Raw genomic sequence first — 14,992 nt, forward strand, 5'->3', positions numbered from 1 at the left:
CCAAACCCCGGAGGACCCTTGATGACCGCAGCCGCCCCAGAGCCCACGCGCCTTGCCGATTACACGCCCTACAGCCATGAGATCGACAGCGTCGCCTTATCGTTCACCCTCCACCCCACGGCCACGCGGGTCCGTTCGCGCATTGCGTTCCGGCCAAATCCGGCGGCGCAAGACCCGGCGTTTTTCCTGCACGGCGAAAACCTTAAGCTCATTAACGCTTCCATCGATGGCACGCCTGTCACGCCGACACTCACCGACATGGGCCTCACCTGTCCCACGCCGGACGGTGCGTTCATTTGGGAGGCCGAGGTTGAGATCAATCCGGAGGCCAATACAGCGCTGGAAGGCCTTTACATGTCGAATGGCATGTATTGCACCCAATGCGAGGCGGAGGGGTTTCGCAAGATCACCTATTACCCCGACCGCCCCGATGTCATGGCGCCCTTCACCGTCACCATCGACAGCGACCTGCCAGTCCTGCTGTCCAACGGAAACGAGACAGCGCCGGGCCAATGGCACGATCCCTGGCCCAAACCCGCCTACCTTTTCGCCCTGGTCGCGGGCGATCTGGTGGCGCACCGGGACCATTTCACCACCGCCTCAGGCGCGCCCGTCGACCTCAACATCTGGGTCCGGCCCGGCGATGAGGACAGATGCGCCTACGCCATGGACGCGCTGAAGCGCTCCATGCGCTGGGACGAAACGGAATATGGCCGCGAGTATGACCTTTCGGTCTTCAACATCGTGGCCGTCGACGATTTCAACATGGGCGCGATGGAGAACAAGGGGCTGAATATCTTCAACTCCAAATACGTCCTCGCCTCGCCCGAGACCGCGACGGACCGCGACTATGCCTTCATCGAGGCCATCGTCGCCCATGAGTATTTCCACAATTGGACCGGCAACCGGATCACCTGCCGCGATTGGTTCCAACTGTGCCTGAAAGAGGGGCTGACCGTCTTCCGCGATCAGCAGTTCAGCGGCGACATGCGCAGCGAACCGGTGGAGCGGATCGGCAACGTGCTGCAACTGCGCGCGCGCCAGTTCCGCGAGGATGCGGGGCCGTTGGCCCACAACGTCCGCCCGGAATCCTATATCGAGATCAACAACTTCTACACTGCCACCGTCTACGAGAAGGGCGCCGAGGTCATCGGCATGTTGCGCACCTATCTGGGCGCCGACCTCTACCGTGCGGGGTGTGAGCTGTACTTCAATCGCCACGACGGGCAGGCCTGCACGATCGAGGATTGGCTCGCCTGTTTTGAAGAGGTCGCGGGCACGGACCTCAGCCAATTCAAGCGGTGGTATAACCAGGCCGGCACGCCCAAGGTCGGCGCGAGCTGGCGGCGCGACGGCGACACGCTGCATCTGACGCTGACCCAGGAAGTCCCGCCAACGCCGGGTCAGCCGATGAAGGAGCCCGCGAAAATCCCCGTTGTTCTCGGCCTTCTGGCGGGCGACGGGCGCGAGATTCTGCCCTCGACCCTGGTCGATCTGGACGGCCCCCGCCTGGATCTGACGTTCGATCTGGCAGAACTTGGCGGCGGCGCCACGCCTTCCCATGTCGTCCCGTCGCTCCTGCGCGGCTTTTCGGCGCCGGTGGTGCTGGACGCGGAACTGTCCGCCGCCGACCGCGCCCTGCTGTTGGCCCACGATAGCGATCCGTTCAACCGGTGGGAGGCCGGGCGCAGCCTGCTGCGCGAGATCCTGGTTGATGAGATCACCGGCAGCGGCACGGCGGCAGAGCGGGCGGCGCAGCAAGCAAGCGTCTGGAACGCGCTGCAAGATTTCTGCGCGGATGCAACCCTCGACCCCGCCTTCATTGCGCTGGTCCTGGGCTTCCCGTCGGAAGATGACCTGACCCAAGCCGTCGTGGACGCAGGCATGGTGCCCGATCCGATCCGCATCGCACAGGTGCGCGAGGCGCAGATGACCGCTGTCGGCACCTCTCTAAAGGTGGCACTCAGCGCGTACTATAAGGACCTCGATTCCGGCCCCGAATACACGCCGGACGCCGAGGACGCGGGCAAACGCGCCCTGCGCAATACGGCGCTGATGCTGATGAGCACGCCCCAAGACCTTGGCCTTGCCCGCGCGCAATTTGAGACCGCTACCAACATGACCGACCAACTCGCGGCCCTTTCGGTCCTGATCAAGGGCGGTGACACGCAAGCCGCAGAGGCGTTCGAGGCACAGTGGCGCGATGACCGCCTGGTGATGGACAAGTGGTTCATGATCTCGGTCGCCAGCGCGCCCTGGGGCGACGCGCTCGACCGGGCCGAGGCGCTGAGCCGCCACGCGCTTTTCGACTGGAAAAATCCCAATCGTTTCCGCTCGCTCCTGGGTGGGTTGATCGCCAACCCCGCCGCCTTCCATGCCCCCTCGGGCGCCGGATACGCCTTTGTCGCCGATTGGTTGATCAAGATGGACGGCGTGAACCCGCAGACCGCCGCGCGGATGTCGACGGCGTTCGAGACCTGGCGGCGCTACGATGCGGATCGCCAGGCCCTCATGCTGGAGGCCTTGGAGCGGATCGGCGCAGCGCCGGGTCTGAGCCGCGATCTGGCCGAGATGGTCTCGCGGATGCGGGGCGCCTAGCGCATCAGCTGCGTGGCGCTCCACACCAGGGCGATCAGGATCGGCTGGTGGATCAGGTAGATCAGCAGGGAATGGCGCCCCGGCAGCCCTGCCAAACGGGCGGCCCGCGACGGGGTGGGTGTGGAGAGCCGCGCCCATAGGCCCGCGCGCGACGCCCATTTCGAGGCCGCGAGCCCGGCCAGAAAAGGGGCGAACCAGGGGAAGATCGGCTCATAATCCACGGTGCTTACCCGCACCGTTTGCAGGCCCGTCCACCACCAATAGGGCGCGTTGAACGCGGGCGAGGTCAGAAAATCGGGCGCGAAGAACACCGCCACGGCCAGCCCCAGGATCGCCAGGACCGGCAAGCGCAAAGCCGCAAGGCCAAGCAGGCTGCACAGCGCGATGGAATGGAGGATGCCGAAGAAGACGAAGGCGTGGGGGAAGGCCACGTAAGTCGCCCCGCTCACCAGCACCGCCGCGGCGGCGATCATCGCAAACCGGCGCCAGAACGCGGGCCAGCGGATGCCGCCGCCGTGGGCCAGCCACAGGCCGACGCCCGCCAAAAACAGGAACGAGCCCGCCGTGGCCACGGCCAACGCGCGCCAGATGCCACTGGTCGCGGTGCCTTGGGCGACATGGCCGAACATCTCCAGATCGAAGACGAAATGGAACACGGCCATGGCCACCAACGCGCCGCTGCGCGCGATGTCGAGCGCGGGAATACGCGCGGGCGGGCCAGACAGGTCAGTCATCCAAATCACTCATGGGCTTGGTCTAGCAGCCCTTTTCGGCCTTGCCCATCGGGCAAAAACCGACGGGATCGCCGTCTCAGACTAGCACTTGAGGCCCCAATGCCCCCTAGCACCGACTCGGCGTTCATCGCCCCGTAACCGTAAAATCACACCAAGTGCGCCGCGCACCGGCCCCGCGCGTTCCCTAATCTGAGCACAATTGACCCGTTAACTCAGGCTCATGACCGATACCTTCGAATATGCCACACGTCCCGGCAGCGCCGGCCTCAGCATCCTCAGCTTTGTAGGACTGAGCGCCCTCACCGTCTTTCTTTGGCAAATCTCCCCCGGCTATGTGCTGCTGCTCATGGTCCCTGCGCTTGTGATATGCCTGTGGCAGATCACCCGCGTGCCGACCTACGGCATCCGCATGACCCGCGCGGCCTGGAGCATTCTGGGCGGCACCGATGATCTGGTGATCCCCACCTCTCAGATCGCCTACCTTCGGGTTGTGGATCGCGGTGCCCACCGCCGCATCGGGCTGATGCTGGATGACGGGACCGAGGTGGTCTTGCCGCTGGAATGCCTGCCCGATCCCTACGACCTGATCCGCGAAGCCACGAACCGGGGCATCCCGGTCCGCCAGCAGGCCTGACCCCTCACAGGGTGCGCGGGCGCGGCACCGGGCGCAGCATGGCGCCGGGCGCGGCCGCTTCTTCTGCGGCTTCAACCCGCTCGCCCAATCCAGCCGGACGCATCACCGGGCGCAGTTGCACCGGCGGCGCCTGACAATACTCCTGCTCCCGCACCCAATTGCGCATATCCTCGCGCTTGCGGCGGGAATGGAACGGCCCCCAATCGGCGGCCACACCGCGCATCCCTTCCGAGATGACATTGTCGCGCGGCACCGTGATCCCCATGATCCGGATGCCGCAGCGCAGGTTCGACGCGCCGTTCAACAGCGCCTCCCCCGAGCCGACATCGCAATCGCGCCACCGCGCCGTGCCGGGCGCAATCTGCACCAGGCCAAACCAGCGCCCGCCGCCGCCCACGGCGCGCGGATTGTGGGTGCTTTCGTGCCACGCGAGGGTCGAGACAAGGCCGGTCCAGAACGCCGCGCGCTGCGCCGGGCTGGCCTCCAGATACCCGGGGCACCAGGCATGGATATCGCGCGGCTCCGTTTGCAACAGCGGCGCGCCGGGGCCGCGCAGGGCCGCCAGAACCGCCGCCGTCCATTGCGCCCCGCGCGGGTGGTTATCCCACCGCGCCGTGGGCACCGCCCAGGTGTCCCGCACGACCGGGCGCAGGCTGGCAGCCGGGGCCAAGGCACTGATTTCAGGCAATTCTTCCAGGGGGATCAAGTCTTCAGGCGCGGTGCCCTCGTCTGTCGGCACGTGAAGCAATGCCACCACACCTGGCGCCTCGCCGTCCAGCGCGGTATCGGCGCCGACAACGCCCGAGGTCACCTCCACCACCGGATCGGCCTGGCCATAGGCCACGCCCGGCGCAGACGCCGACACAACCCAAAGGCCACAGAACATGCAGATCAGACGCAGGGCGTCCATAGGCAGCCATCCCCCCAGGTTTGGCACAAGACGTGAGCATGCCCGAAAATTGAGCACTATGGCAAGGGGGCGGATGTCACTCATACCCGAAGTGAAAACAGCATTTGGCTAAGGACGGGTTAATCGGCGCAATAGGGCTGGGTCGAGATCCACTGGCGCATCTCTTCGCGCTTGGGCGCCTGCACGAACGGGCCCCAATCGGCGGCCACACCGCCGCGCCCCGCCGCCACCACGCCGTCACGCGGCACGGTCGTGGCCCAGATGCGCATCGCGCAAGAGATATTGGCATCCCCGTCCAGAAGCGCCTGCCCCGAGCCCGCCTGACACCCATAGTGGCGCGCCGTCGCGGGGCTGATCTGCACCAGCCCAAACCAGCGCCCGCCCCCGCCCACGGCCTGCGGGTTCCAGGTGCTTTCGTGGCGCGCCAGCGCCGACATCAGCCCGGTCCAGAACGCTCGCCGGTTCTCCACCGGCGCATCGGGATAGGCCGGGCACCATTGCTCGATATCCGCAGGCACCAGCGCCGGAAGATCGCTGGCGTGGGTATCGAGCGCGGCGAAGGCCGTGGCCGTCCAGGACGCACTCTCCGGGCGGTGATCCCAGCGCATCACCGGGGCCTCCACCACCTCCGGGCCACTGAGACCAAAAAGCGGGACATTCGACAACGCGTTGCAGGCCGAGAGCGACAGAACCAACGCAAAACCCACGGCAATCCGCGGCGCAACAGACAAAAAAGACATGAACCAATGGCAATCGTTAGGGCAGACGCGCCGCCTTCGCGCAAATCCCCCCGCTTTTGCAAGCCCCCGCCCCCGCTAACGCGCTGAAAACGGCTGTTTTCCGCCGAAACAGCGTTGCCAAGAAAGCGCTTGAAAGGCGGCGCCGTAGCCACGATTGATCGGGGTATTCTTGGTGGGTTAACAGGTCTCGAAGTGTACTGCTCACCTTTGGAAGCAACGCTCGCAATGCTTTGCATTGCAAAACTAATCATGTCACCTTCCGCGCACATCATCGGCCATACAAGCGAGACACCCCCAATGGCACTGCCCAAAAGCCTGATAGACGTTTTAGAAGACAATTCGGCGAATGGCGGTTTGCTTTTTTGTGGCGCTGGCTTCTTGGCCGATTGCCTAAACTTCGATGAGAAAAGCCTTGGAGTTGGTGGCCACCTTTTGCAGGCGTTGAACAAAAGTCTTGGGCGCAATTATAGGGACTTGCAGCTTGCCGCTGATTACTATGCTGAGACTAGAGCGTACGAAGGTTTGCGTAAATTCCTTATCGATCGCTATGATATCCGCCATGAAGACCAGTCCGCCGCTGAAATCGTTGGGTTTCCTTGGGATCGCATTTACACGACCAACTATGATGATCTCATTTCTCAATCGCTGCAACGCACGCACATACGACACGAAGTTTTCGACATTCTGACACCACCTCATGAAGCAATCAGAATGGCGGGCAGTAAGCAGATGGTGGTGCATCTCCATGGCGCGCGCCGCAATTGGGGCACTTTGGATACTTTTGAGAAAACCTGCATCCTGGGCCGGAAGAGCTATGTTCTCTTGAATGATCGGCATCCTTGGTTCGATCAACTACAGCAAGACTTTGACCGAGCAAGGTTTGTCGTGTTCCTTGGGTTTTCAAACAATGACTTGCACTTGACGAAAATGATGCATGCAGTGCAAGGCGCACACCTAAAAACATTCTTCGTCAACCGCGTTGACGACGCCGAGGACTATGAGCTTCTGGACGCACAAAAAGCATATGGCCAATCGATAAATTGCGGGCGCGAAGGGCTTCTGGAAGCCTTGCGCACTTCAGAGGCAACTCGGACGAACAATAGACGTGTTCTTCGGAGCGTCCGAGAAACCGTGCTTCCAGACGTAGCTCCGAACACGCCAACTACACAAGACCAGTATGACTTCATAATCTTTGGAAGGCAAAACCACAGTGCTCTCCTATTTGACATCCGAAATGAGTCCGAGTTTTTTCGCGTGCAAAGGGGCCTCTCACAAAAGATAACTGAATACGTTCTAGAGGAATCACTTCTTGCCGGCAAAGTTGCTATGCTGGAAGGGGGGATTGCCTCTGGGAAATCGTTTATCTTGGCTGAGATCAACCAAAGACTGAAGCTGGCAGGGCGATCAACCTTCATCCTAGATCGCATTTACGACGATGTCTTAAGTGAAGTAGAGCATATTTTGACGTCATACTCAAACCCCGTAATAATTTTGGATGATGCGTTCCGGTTGAAATTCGATGACCTTAGACGCATTTTTGAAATGATCGGGCAGCATGGCGGCATCAGTGTCATGGCAGCTCGCAATCGGTTCCTTGACGATGCACCCGACGTCCCGACGTGGATTGGGGAAAAAGGCGAATATCGGACTTGGAGCTGCGACACGCTATCATCGGAAGAAATGCATGCGTTGGCGAGGTGCTCGGAACGTCAAGGCATTTGGCCAGGGCAAACGAGGTTGTCGGAACATCAAAAAGTAGAGAGCATCCGGAGGGACTACCGCGCTGGATTCGCATCATTCTTGCTCGGTGTTTTTAGATCGAAAGTTGTTCGTGATCGTTTCCGCACTGCCATCGATACCGTAGCTGGGTCTGGAACACAGGCGGAGGGCGGTCTCATTCTAGCCCTCTATCTTAGGCACCTGAATGTTCCAGTATACGACGAAACTTTGAGCCGTATGCTCGGGGTCTCTGCATATGAAGTTTTGAGTGGCCTCGTAAAACGATCCCCATTTCTACAGTATGATGATCACCTAAGGTCCTATGAAACAATCAATGCCGTCAACGCTCGCGATGCATTGAGCCGTTTTTTTCTCATCCACACGGGTTTTGGAGACTGTGCTTGAGGGTTTGGAGAATATTGATGGTGTAAGAGAAGAGCAGCCGTTTCACGAAGTTTGGCGTCAGGCAATGAGGTTTACACAAGTCAGTGGCATGTTTGAGTCAAGCAGTCTCCAGGACGAGTTCTTTTCACGCATGTCGAATCTGGATGGGTGTAAACGACATTCGTTGTTCTGGCTTCACTGGAGCACTGCAATGCGTGAGTCCGAGGATTTGGAAAGGGCGTGGCGCTACCTTAATGAAGGCTACCGCCGCGCAGAGGGGACAACATTCAGAACTCACCACCTTGACGATCAGAAAGCGCGCCTCATCATGTCCGGTGGGTTAGAGGACCTTGCGGCACCGCAAGACTGGAACCGAGTAAAGGAATTGTTTTCGTTGCTGGAACGTGGGATCCGCGCAAAGGACCAATCGCATCACCCATACCAAACGCTCAAGTGGTTACCCGCTTTCTTGGACCAGGCCACGGATCAATTAGGCGTCGAGAAGAACCCGGCCCTCTCGGCAAGCCTTGTAAGACTGGCACGTTTGATCGCGTCGATCTCGTCAGCTGATTCCGATCGATACATGATTAAGTTGAGGGAAGATGCCGTGGAGATGCTCGGAACTATGGCAAGCGCGCTAGGCGACACGTAATGCTTGCCCGTCCACCCCTTGCCCGGCCCGGCACCCCGCCCTAAACCCGTCCTCGACAAACCGGAGGCCACCCCATGCTTGACCTGACCTATGACACCCCGAAACCGCGCGTGATTGCGGGCGCCAAGCAGGATTGGGAGCTGGTGATCGGCATGGAGGTCCACGCCCAGGTCTCCACCAACGCCAAGCTGTTCTCCGGCGCCTCCACCCTCTTCGGGGCCGAGCCCAATTCTAACGTCGCCTTCGTGGACGCGGGCATGCCCGGGATGCTGCCGGTCATCAACGAGGCCTGCGTCGCCCAGGCCGTGCGCACGGGCCTGGGCCTGAAGGCGCAGATCAACCTGGAATCGGCCTTCGACCGCAAGAACTACTTCTACCCCGACCTGCCCCAGGGTTACCAAATCAGCCAGCTCTACCATCCCATCGTGGGCGAAGGCGAAGTGCTGGTGGAACTGGGCGACGGCAAGGCGCGTCTTGTCCGCATCGAGCGCATTCACCTGGAACAGGACGCGGGCAAATCGATCCACGACATGGACCCGGCCCTGTCGTTCGTCGACCTCAACCGCACCGGCGTCGCCTTGATGGAGATCGTCTCCAAACCCGACATCCGCTCCCCCGAGGAAGCCGCGGCCTACGTCGTGAAACTGCGCCAGATCATGCTCTATCTGGGCACCTGTGATGGCAACATGCAAAACGGCAACCTGCGGGCCGACGTCAACGTCTCCGTCTGTGCGCCGGGCCAGTATGAGAAATACCAAGCCACCCAGGATTTCTCCCACCTCGGCACGCGGTGCGAGATCAAGAACATGAACTCCATGCGCTTCATCCAGCAAGCCATCGAGGTCGAGGCCAAACGCCAGATCGCCATCATCGAGGGCGGCGGGACCGTCGACCAGGAAACCCGCCTCTACGACCCCGACAAGGGCGAAACCCGCTCCATGCGCTCCAAGGAAGAGGCCCACGACTACCGCTATTTCCCCGATCCGGACCTCCTGCCCCTGACCTTCGACCAATCCTACGTCGACGAGATCGCCGCCGCCCTGCCGGAACTCCCCGACGCCAAAAAGGCCCGCTTCATCGGCGACTTCGGCCTGTCCGACTACGACGCCAGCGTGCTCACCGCCGACATCGACGCCGCCCAGTATTTCGAGGCTGTGATCGACGCCGGAGGAGATAAAGCAGGCAAGCTGTCCGCCAACTGGGTGATCAACGAGCTCTTCGGCCGCCTCAAAAAAGACGAGCGCCAGATCGAAGACAGCCCCGTCTCGCCTATGCAACTGGCCTCCCTCGTCGGCCTGATCGCCTCCGACACGATCTCCGGCAAAATCGCCAAGGACGTGTTCGAGATCAGCTACACCACCGGCCGCTCGCCCGAGGAAATCGTGGAGACCGAGGGCCTCAAACAGGTCACAGACACCGGCGCCATCGAGGCCGCCGTCGACGAGATCATCGCCGCCAACCCCGACCAGGTCGCCAAAGCGCAACAAAACCCCAAACTCGCCGGCTGGTTCGTGGGCCAGGTGATGAAAGCGACGGGCGGCAAGGCCAACCCCAAAGCGGTCAACCAGATCGTCGCCGCCAAACTGGCGGGGTAACGGGACGGCGGGCGGGGCGTCGCCGGCGCTTTTGCTCTGCAAAAGCCGCAGGCCAGCGTCGCCCCGCCGCCCCTCAATGCCCCCGCTGCATCGCCAGCGCGGCATAGAACCCGGTGACACACTGGTTCACCAACTCCTTATCCGCCCCCATACACAACGCGCCATACGCACAGGCCAACCCCACATAGACCGCCCGGTGGGACCACAGGGCACGCAACATCTTCAAAAAAACTCTAGCATCTTTCATTCCTCTTGATGCTCGAGCACTGGCCAGTCTCGAATTTCGATCCACGCAAACTGTTGAATGCGCTGTCCCTTATTCCCATACTGAGCGGACGGATCGTGAGGCGGACCCGGCGGCGGAAACAGGCGCAAATCTGCGTTCTCAGGCGGAAACAGGCGGAATGACGGAAACCTTCGGGGCGCTCATCGGCGCAACAATTCTTGACCGCCGCGAAGCCGCTGGAATGACCCAGCGGGAGCTGGCCGAGGAATCCTTCCCCGATCCCGACAAGACCGACACCATCGAACGCCGCATCCGCGAACTGGAAAGCGCAACACCCCCCGCCAACCCACGCGCGAAAACCTACCAACCGCTTTGCGACACGCTCAACATCACCCGCGATGCCATCCGCGCCATGAAGGCGCAGGCCGCCAACCGCCAGCAACAGGCTGACACAGAACGAGACGAGTTGCGCGAAGACATTGGCTCTCTAACAGATGCACTCACGGACCCCGCTGGCCTCTCACGCTACCAATTGATCTCGCTCGCGGAACTCTTCGGCGCGGACTCGCCCGAAAGTCAGTCAAGCACCGCCCTCCGCGCCTTCCTGACAGAGAAGGCCGAAGATTACCGCCGCCTCCTGCGCGACATCGACGACCTCAAGAACGCCTCTTCCCGCTTCGACAACATGCGCGCCGCCGCGACCGAGGCCCTCTCTGAACTCGACTTCGACAAAGCCGAAGAGCTGCTGGAAAACGCCCGCGAGATCATCCGCGACCAACTCCGCGAACCGCTGGAACTGAACGCCAAACTCTCGGAACGCCAGGCCGAAATCGCGCTGCTGCGCAACGACCCCACCCAGGCCTTCCACATCCTCTCCGCCGCCGCTGACAGCTTTTCAATCCTCGACCCGCTGGATCCCGCCCGCAAACGAAACCTCTACCTCTCTCTCCTCTACCAACATGGCCTCCGCTACGCAGGCCCCGCCCTCGCCCTCGCGGCAGAAATGACCCGCACCGCCATTGCGTCATGTCCCCGCACCACCGAAGCCCAACTCTGGGCAGGCCTCCAGAACAACCTCGGCAATGCCCTCGCAAACCTCGGCAACCGAACCGGCGACACCGACCTCCTCCACCAAGCCGTCACCGCCTACCGCGCCGCATTAGAGGTCTACACCAAAGACGCCAGTGAGATGGACTGGGCCATGACCCGGAATAACCTCGGCGCGGCCCTCCAAAACCTCGGCACCCGTACCGGAGACACGGACGTCCTCCAACAAGCCGTCACCGCCTACCGCGCCGCTTTGGAGGTCTACACCAAAGACAACAGTGAGATGGACTGGGCCATCACTCAGAATAACCTAGGCAATGCCCTTCAAAACCTCGGCACACGCACCGGCGACACGGACCTCCTCCACCAAGCCGTCACCGCCTACGGCGCCGCATTGGAGGTCCGCACCAGAGACACCAGTGAGATGGACTGGGCCATGACCCAAAACAACCTCGGCATTGCCCTCAGAGGCCTCGGCAACCAAACCGGCGACGCCGACCTCCTCCACCAAGCCGTCACCGCCTACCGCGCCGCATTGGAGGTTCGCACCCGTGACGCCAGTGAGATGGCCTGGGCCATGACTCAAAACAACCTCGGCGTGGCCCTCCAAAACCTCGGCACCCGCACCGGCGACACGGACGTCCTCCACCAAGCCGCCACCGCCTACGGTGCCGCATTGGCGGTCTACACCAGAGACGCTAGTGAGATGGACTGGGCCATCACGCAAAACAACCTCGCACTCGTCTTTTTGCACCTGGCCGAGCACACATCATCAGAGAACGCAAAAGACACCCTGTCCGACGCCCTGCACCACATCAACAATGCGCTGGAGGTCTTCACCCCAGAGGGCGCGGCCCAGTACCACCAAGTGGCCTCGAACAACCGCGCCAAAATCCTCGCCGCCCGAGACGCCCTGCCCTAGCCGCCGCCCCTCCGCGTCCCCGGTGTACAGCCTGTGTACAGCCTGTGTACGGCAATCACACGCTTGCCCCGCCCCCCGTCCGCCACTATCACGCCCCCATGAGAACCGAGTACAAAGTCGTCCCCGCCCCCGAACGCGCGACCAAGCAGCGCGGCCTCAAGGGTGCCGCCCTCTTCGCCCATTCCATGGAAACGCTGATGAACGAGCTGGCCGCCGACGGCTGGCAGTACCTGCGCGCGGATGCCCTGCCGCAGGAGGAGCGTTCGGGCCTCACCAACAAGACCACCACCTACCGAAATTTACTTGTGTTCCAACGGGTTATATCGGATGAGCCCGCAACAACATCCGCCCCCAAAACCACCCCGACACCAGCCGAAACCACCCCATCGGAACCCGAAGACGAGGTGACCAACCTTTGGCATGCGGCACCCGAGGATGACGCCTCCCAAGACGCCCTAGTCGCGGATCGTCAAAGCCAGCGCGTGGATCTCTGACATCAGCTCCGCCCCGATCGCCGCATGCACCGCCCGGTGCTTCGCGATCCGGCTAAGCCCCTGAAACTTCTCGCTTTCCACGATAACGTTGAAGTGGCTCTCGCCCCCTTCCTGGAACCCCGCGTGCCCGCGATGGCTCTCGCTGTCGTCCACAACCTCCAGCACCCTGGGCGCAAAAGCCTGCGCCAAGGCCGCCTCAATTCTCGCCGCTCTGGTTTTTTCTGGCCGCGTCATCATTTCTCCCCTCAAAGACCTTCCCCTCAGCCGCCAAAACTCTAAACTGCTTACTCCGAATAAAACAGGTGCGTTCCCATGGCCGATAAAGATCCTTTCAATTTCGATCTGAGCGTCAAGTCCGACAAGAAGAAGCGGCGCACCGGGCGGCGTGGGATGTCCGGCGCGGTGGAGACGTCGCAACGGGTGTGCGAGGCGCCGGGGTGTGAAGAGCAAGGCCAGTACCGCGCGCCCAAAGGCCCTGATAACCTTGAGGAATTTCACTGGTTCTGCCGGGAGCATGTGCGCGAGTACAACCTGAAATGGAACTTCTTCGAGGGCACGACAGAGGCCGAGATGAACGCCCAGATGGACCGCGACAGGGTCTGGGATCGGCCGACGAAACCGCTGAAACGTTCGGCCGAGGAACGCGCGTGGCAACGGCTTGGCATCGAGGATCCGCATCAGGTTCTGGGCCAGAACGCGACGCAGAACCCCGGGCGCGGCGCGGGCTCGAAGGGCCGTCGCCTGCCGCCGACCGAGCGGCGCGCGGTGGAAATCCTGGAGGTAAAGGACAACGCCACCAAGCCGGAAATTCGCAAAGCTTACAAAGCCTTGATCAAAGTCCTGCACCCCGACATGAACGGTGGCGACCGCTCGGATGAGGATCGCCTGCAAGAGGTTGTCTGGGCCTGGGATCAGTTGAAGGTCAGCCGGAATTTCGCGGATTAAGCAAAAACGCCGCGCAGCGGCGCCCGCGCACGAGGCGAAGCCGAGTGCGCTATGTCTCAGCCCGCGCGAGGCGAAGCCGAGCGCGCGCCGGGCGACGCGCACCCGCGCGGCGCAACCCTGAACGGACGCGACATGGCCCTCCATTTCCAAACCCTGATCCTCGGCGCAGGCGCCGCCGGCCTGATGTGCGCCGCCCATGCGGGCCCCGACACGCTCGTCGTCGACCACGCCAAATCACCCGGAGAGAAGATCCGCATCTCGGGCGGGGGGCGCTGCAACTTCACCAACATGTACGCCGCGCCTGAGAACTTCCTGAGCGAAAACAGGCATTTCGCCAAGTCCGCCCTGTCGCGCTACACCCAGTGGGACTTCATCGACCTCGTCGCGCGGCACGGTATCCCCTACCACGAGAAGACCCTGGGACAGCTGTTTTGCGACCGCTCGGCGAAAGACATCATCGCGATGCTGCTGGCCGAGGCGGAGCCTGCAAAACTGTGGCTCCAGACCGAGATCGGCGACATCGCCCACCGCGACGGTCTTTTCCATGTCGACTTGAGCCGCGAGGGCACGCGCCAACGCGTCACTGCCCGAAACCTGGTGCTCGCCACCGGCGGCAAGTCGATCCCCAAGATGGGCGCCACGGGCCTCGCCTACCGCCTCGCCGCTCAGTTCGGCCACCGGGTGACGGACACCCGCCCGGCCCTTGTGCCCTTGACGTTTGAGGGCGACACCAAGGCCCAGTTCGCCGCCCTTTCCGGCACCTCCGTGCCCGCGCGCGTGGCCTGTAACGGGACCTCCTTTGACGAGGGCATGCTGTTCACGCACCGGGGCCTTTCAGGGCCGTCGATCCTGCAAATCTCCTCCTATTGGACGGCGGGTGATGCGCTCTCGCTGCACCTTTTGCCGGAGACTGATCTGTTTCAGACCCTCCGCGCGCGCCGCACGCAGGTCGGCGGCAAGGCCGTGACCACCGTGCTGGCAGAACTGTTGCCCAAGAAGCTTGTTCGGCATCTGTCTGAAGCTTGGGGCATCACCGGCAATCTGGCGGATCAATCGGACGCCGCGTTGCGCGCGCTTTCCGAGCGGCTGACCGCCTGGCCCGTGACGCCCACATCGTCTGAGGGCTACCGCACAGCGGAGGTTACCCTTGGCGGCATCGCGACCGAGGGGATGTCGTCAAAAACCATGGAAAGCCAACATGTTAAAGGCCTCTACGTTATCGGTGAAGCGGTGGATGTGACCGGTTGGCTTGGGGGCTACAATTTCCAATGGGCGTGGTCCTCGGGCGTTGCCGCCGGGCGCGCCATCACCGAAACCGCGCATTCCTGACCACCCGCGCCCAGTTCCTTGCAAGGAACTGGCAAAACTCTTGCAAGAGTTTTCCACCGCCCC

14 protein-coding genes are annotated in these 14,992 nt (G+C 62.2%); 9 read left to right on the forward strand and 5 right to left on the reverse strand.

What is annotated here, in order from left to right; translation table 11 throughout:
• Window positions 1-21 precede the first annotated feature (21 nt).
• Entirely contained in the window at window positions 22-2,598 is a 2,577-nt protein-coding gene (gene pepN, locus AC6I9R_RS14255) for an aminopeptidase N (protein ID WP_461426232.1), read from the forward strand.
• On the opposite strand, the gene AC6I9R_RS14260 is transcribed toward pepN, so the two are convergent.
• Window positions 2,595-3,332 (reverse strand): heparan-alpha-glucosaminide N-acetyltransferase, encoded by a 738-nt coding sequence (locus AC6I9R_RS14260; protein ID WP_461426233.1) that lies wholly within the window; start codon window positions 3,330-3,332, stop codon window positions 2,595-2,597. The two genes, pepN and AC6I9R_RS14260, sit on opposite strands and share 4 nt — an antisense overlap.
• A gap of 220 nt (window positions 3,333-3,552) precedes the next feature.
• Between AC6I9R_RS14260 and AC6I9R_RS14265 the strand changes: the two genes are divergently transcribed.
• Window positions 3,553-3,966, forward strand: coding sequence for a hypothetical protein (locus AC6I9R_RS14265; protein ID WP_461426234.1), 414 nt, complete (start codon window positions 3,553-3,555; stop codon window positions 3,964-3,966).
• 4 nt (window positions 3,967-3,970) lie between these two features.
• On the opposite strand, the gene AC6I9R_RS14270 is transcribed toward AC6I9R_RS14265, so the two are convergent.
• Window positions 3,971-4,876: a lytic transglycosylase domain-containing protein gene (locus AC6I9R_RS14270; RefSeq protein ID WP_461426235.1), complete on the reverse strand. Its 906-nt coding sequence runs from the start codon at window positions 4,874-4,876 to the stop codon at window positions 3,971-3,973.
• Between the two features lie 119 nt (window positions 4,877-4,995).
• Entirely contained in the window at window positions 4,996-5,616 is a 621-nt protein-coding gene (locus AC6I9R_RS14275; RefSeq protein WP_461426236.1) for a transglycosylase SLT domain-containing protein, read from the reverse strand.
• A gap of 297 nt (window positions 5,617-5,913) precedes the next feature.
• On the opposite strand from AC6I9R_RS14275, the gene AC6I9R_RS14280 reads away from it, so the two are divergent.
• From AC6I9R_RS14280 to gatB, 3 genes are all read left to right on the forward strand, one after another.
• Window positions 5,914-7,740 (forward strand): SIR2 family protein, encoded by a 1,827-nt coding sequence (locus AC6I9R_RS14280; RefSeq protein WP_461426237.1) that lies wholly within the window; start codon window positions 5,914-5,916, stop codon window positions 7,738-7,740.
• A 190-nt stretch (window positions 7,741-7,930) separates the two neighbouring features.
• Window positions 7,931-8,371, forward strand: coding sequence for a hypothetical protein (locus AC6I9R_RS14285; RefSeq protein ID WP_461426238.1), 441 nt, complete (start codon window positions 7,931-7,933; stop codon window positions 8,369-8,371).
• A 74-nt stretch (window positions 8,372-8,445) separates the two neighbouring features.
• Window positions 8,446-9,966, forward strand: a complete 1,521-nt coding sequence (gene gatB, locus AC6I9R_RS14290; RefSeq protein WP_461426239.1) for an Asp-tRNA(Asn)/Glu-tRNA(Gln) amidotransferase subunit GatB — start codon at window positions 8,446-8,448, stop codon at window positions 9,964-9,966.
• 73 nt (window positions 9,967-10,039) lie between these two features.
• Here the strand turns inward: gatB and AC6I9R_RS14295 are convergent, their stop codons facing one another.
• Entirely contained in the window at window positions 10,040-10,186 is a 147-nt protein-coding gene (locus tag AC6I9R_RS14295) for a hypothetical protein (protein WP_461426240.1), read from the reverse strand.
• Window positions 10,187-10,370: 184 nt separating this feature from the next.
• Here AC6I9R_RS14295 and AC6I9R_RS14300 point away from each other — a divergent pair, with 184 nt between their 5' ends.
• Window positions 10,371-12,161 carry a tetratricopeptide repeat protein gene (locus AC6I9R_RS14300; protein WP_461426241.1) on the forward strand — a complete coding sequence of 597 codons (1,791 nt, stop codon included), beginning with the start codon at window positions 10,371-10,373 and terminating at the stop codon, window positions 12,159-12,161.
• Window positions 12,162-12,259: 98 nt separating this feature from the next.
• On the forward strand, window positions 12,260-12,655 hold the full coding sequence (locus AC6I9R_RS14305) for a DUF4177 domain-containing protein (protein WP_461426242.1): 396 nt from the start codon (window positions 12,260-12,262) through the stop codon (window positions 12,653-12,655).
• Here the strand turns inward: AC6I9R_RS14305 and AC6I9R_RS14310 are convergent.
• On the reverse strand, window positions 12,617-12,889 hold the full coding sequence (locus AC6I9R_RS14310) for a BolA family protein (protein ID WP_461426243.1): 273 nt from the start codon (window positions 12,887-12,889) through the stop codon (window positions 12,617-12,619). The genes AC6I9R_RS14305 and AC6I9R_RS14310 overlap by 39 nt on opposite strands.
• 78 nt (window positions 12,890-12,967) lie before the next feature.
• On the opposite strand from AC6I9R_RS14310, the gene AC6I9R_RS14315 reads away from it, so the two are divergent.
• Window positions 12,968-13,600 carry a J domain-containing protein gene (locus AC6I9R_RS14315; protein WP_461426244.1) on the forward strand — a complete coding sequence of 211 codons (633 nt, stop codon included), beginning with the start codon at window positions 12,968-12,970 and terminating at the stop codon, window positions 13,598-13,600.
• Window positions 13,601-13,732: 132 nt separating this feature from the next.
• Complete coding sequence (locus AC6I9R_RS14320; RefSeq protein ID WP_461426623.1) at window positions 13,733-14,929, forward strand: BaiN/RdsA family NAD(P)/FAD-dependent oxidoreductase; 1,197 nt, start codon at window positions 13,733-13,735, stop codon at window positions 14,927-14,929.
• The last annotated feature ends 63 nt before the right edge of the window (window positions 14,930-14,992 follow it).

The organism is Gymnodinialimonas sp., from assembly GCF_059726805.1.

Excerpts from the sequence above, each read along its gene's own strand:
- pepN (WP_461426232.1), top strand. The coding sequence starts at position 22 with ATGACCGCAGCCGCCCCAGAGCCCACGCGCCTTGCCGATTACACGCCC.
- AC6I9R_RS14260 (WP_461426233.1), bottom strand. The coding sequence starts at position 3,332 with ATGACTGACCTGTCTGGCCCGCCCGCGCGTATTCCCGCGCTCGACATC.
- AC6I9R_RS14265 (WP_461426234.1), top strand. The coding sequence starts at position 3,553 with ATGACCGATACCTTCGAATATGCCACACGTCCCGGCAGCGCCGGCCTC.
- AC6I9R_RS14270 (WP_461426235.1), bottom strand. The coding sequence starts at position 4,876 with ATGGACGCCCTGCGTCTGATCTGCATGTTCTGTGGCCTTTGGGTTGTG.
- AC6I9R_RS14275 (WP_461426236.1), bottom strand. The coding sequence starts at position 5,616 with ATGTCTTTTTTGTCTGTTGCGCCGCGGATTGCCGTGGGTTTTGCGTTG.
- AC6I9R_RS14280 (WP_461426237.1), top strand. The coding sequence starts at position 5,914 with ATGGCACTGCCCAAAAGCCTGATAGACGTTTTAGAAGACAATTCGGCG.
- AC6I9R_RS14285 (WP_461426238.1), top strand. The coding sequence starts at position 7,931 with ATGCGTGAGTCCGAGGATTTGGAAAGGGCGTGGCGCTACCTTAATGAA.
- gatB (WP_461426239.1), top strand. The coding sequence starts at position 8,446 with ATGCTTGACCTGACCTATGACACCCCGAAACCGCGCGTGATTGCGGGC.
- AC6I9R_RS14295 (WP_461426240.1), bottom strand. The coding sequence starts at position 10,186 with ATGTTGCGTGCCCTGTGGTCCCACCGGGCGGTCTATGTGGGGTTGGCC.
- AC6I9R_RS14300 (WP_461426241.1), top strand. The coding sequence starts at position 10,371 with ATGACGGAAACCTTCGGGGCGCTCATCGGCGCAACAATTCTTGACCGC.
- AC6I9R_RS14305 (WP_461426242.1), top strand. The coding sequence starts at position 12,260 with ATGAGAACCGAGTACAAAGTCGTCCCCGCCCCCGAACGCGCGACCAAG.
- AC6I9R_RS14310 (WP_461426243.1), bottom strand. The coding sequence starts at position 12,889 with ATGACGCGGCCAGAAAAAACCAGAGCGGCGAGAATTGAGGCGGCCTTG.
- AC6I9R_RS14315 (WP_461426244.1), top strand. The coding sequence starts at position 12,968 with ATGGCCGATAAAGATCCTTTCAATTTCGATCTGAGCGTCAAGTCCGAC.
- AC6I9R_RS14320 (WP_461426623.1), top strand. The coding sequence starts at position 13,733 with ATGGCCCTCCATTTCCAAACCCTGATCCTCGGCGCAGGCGCCGCCGGC.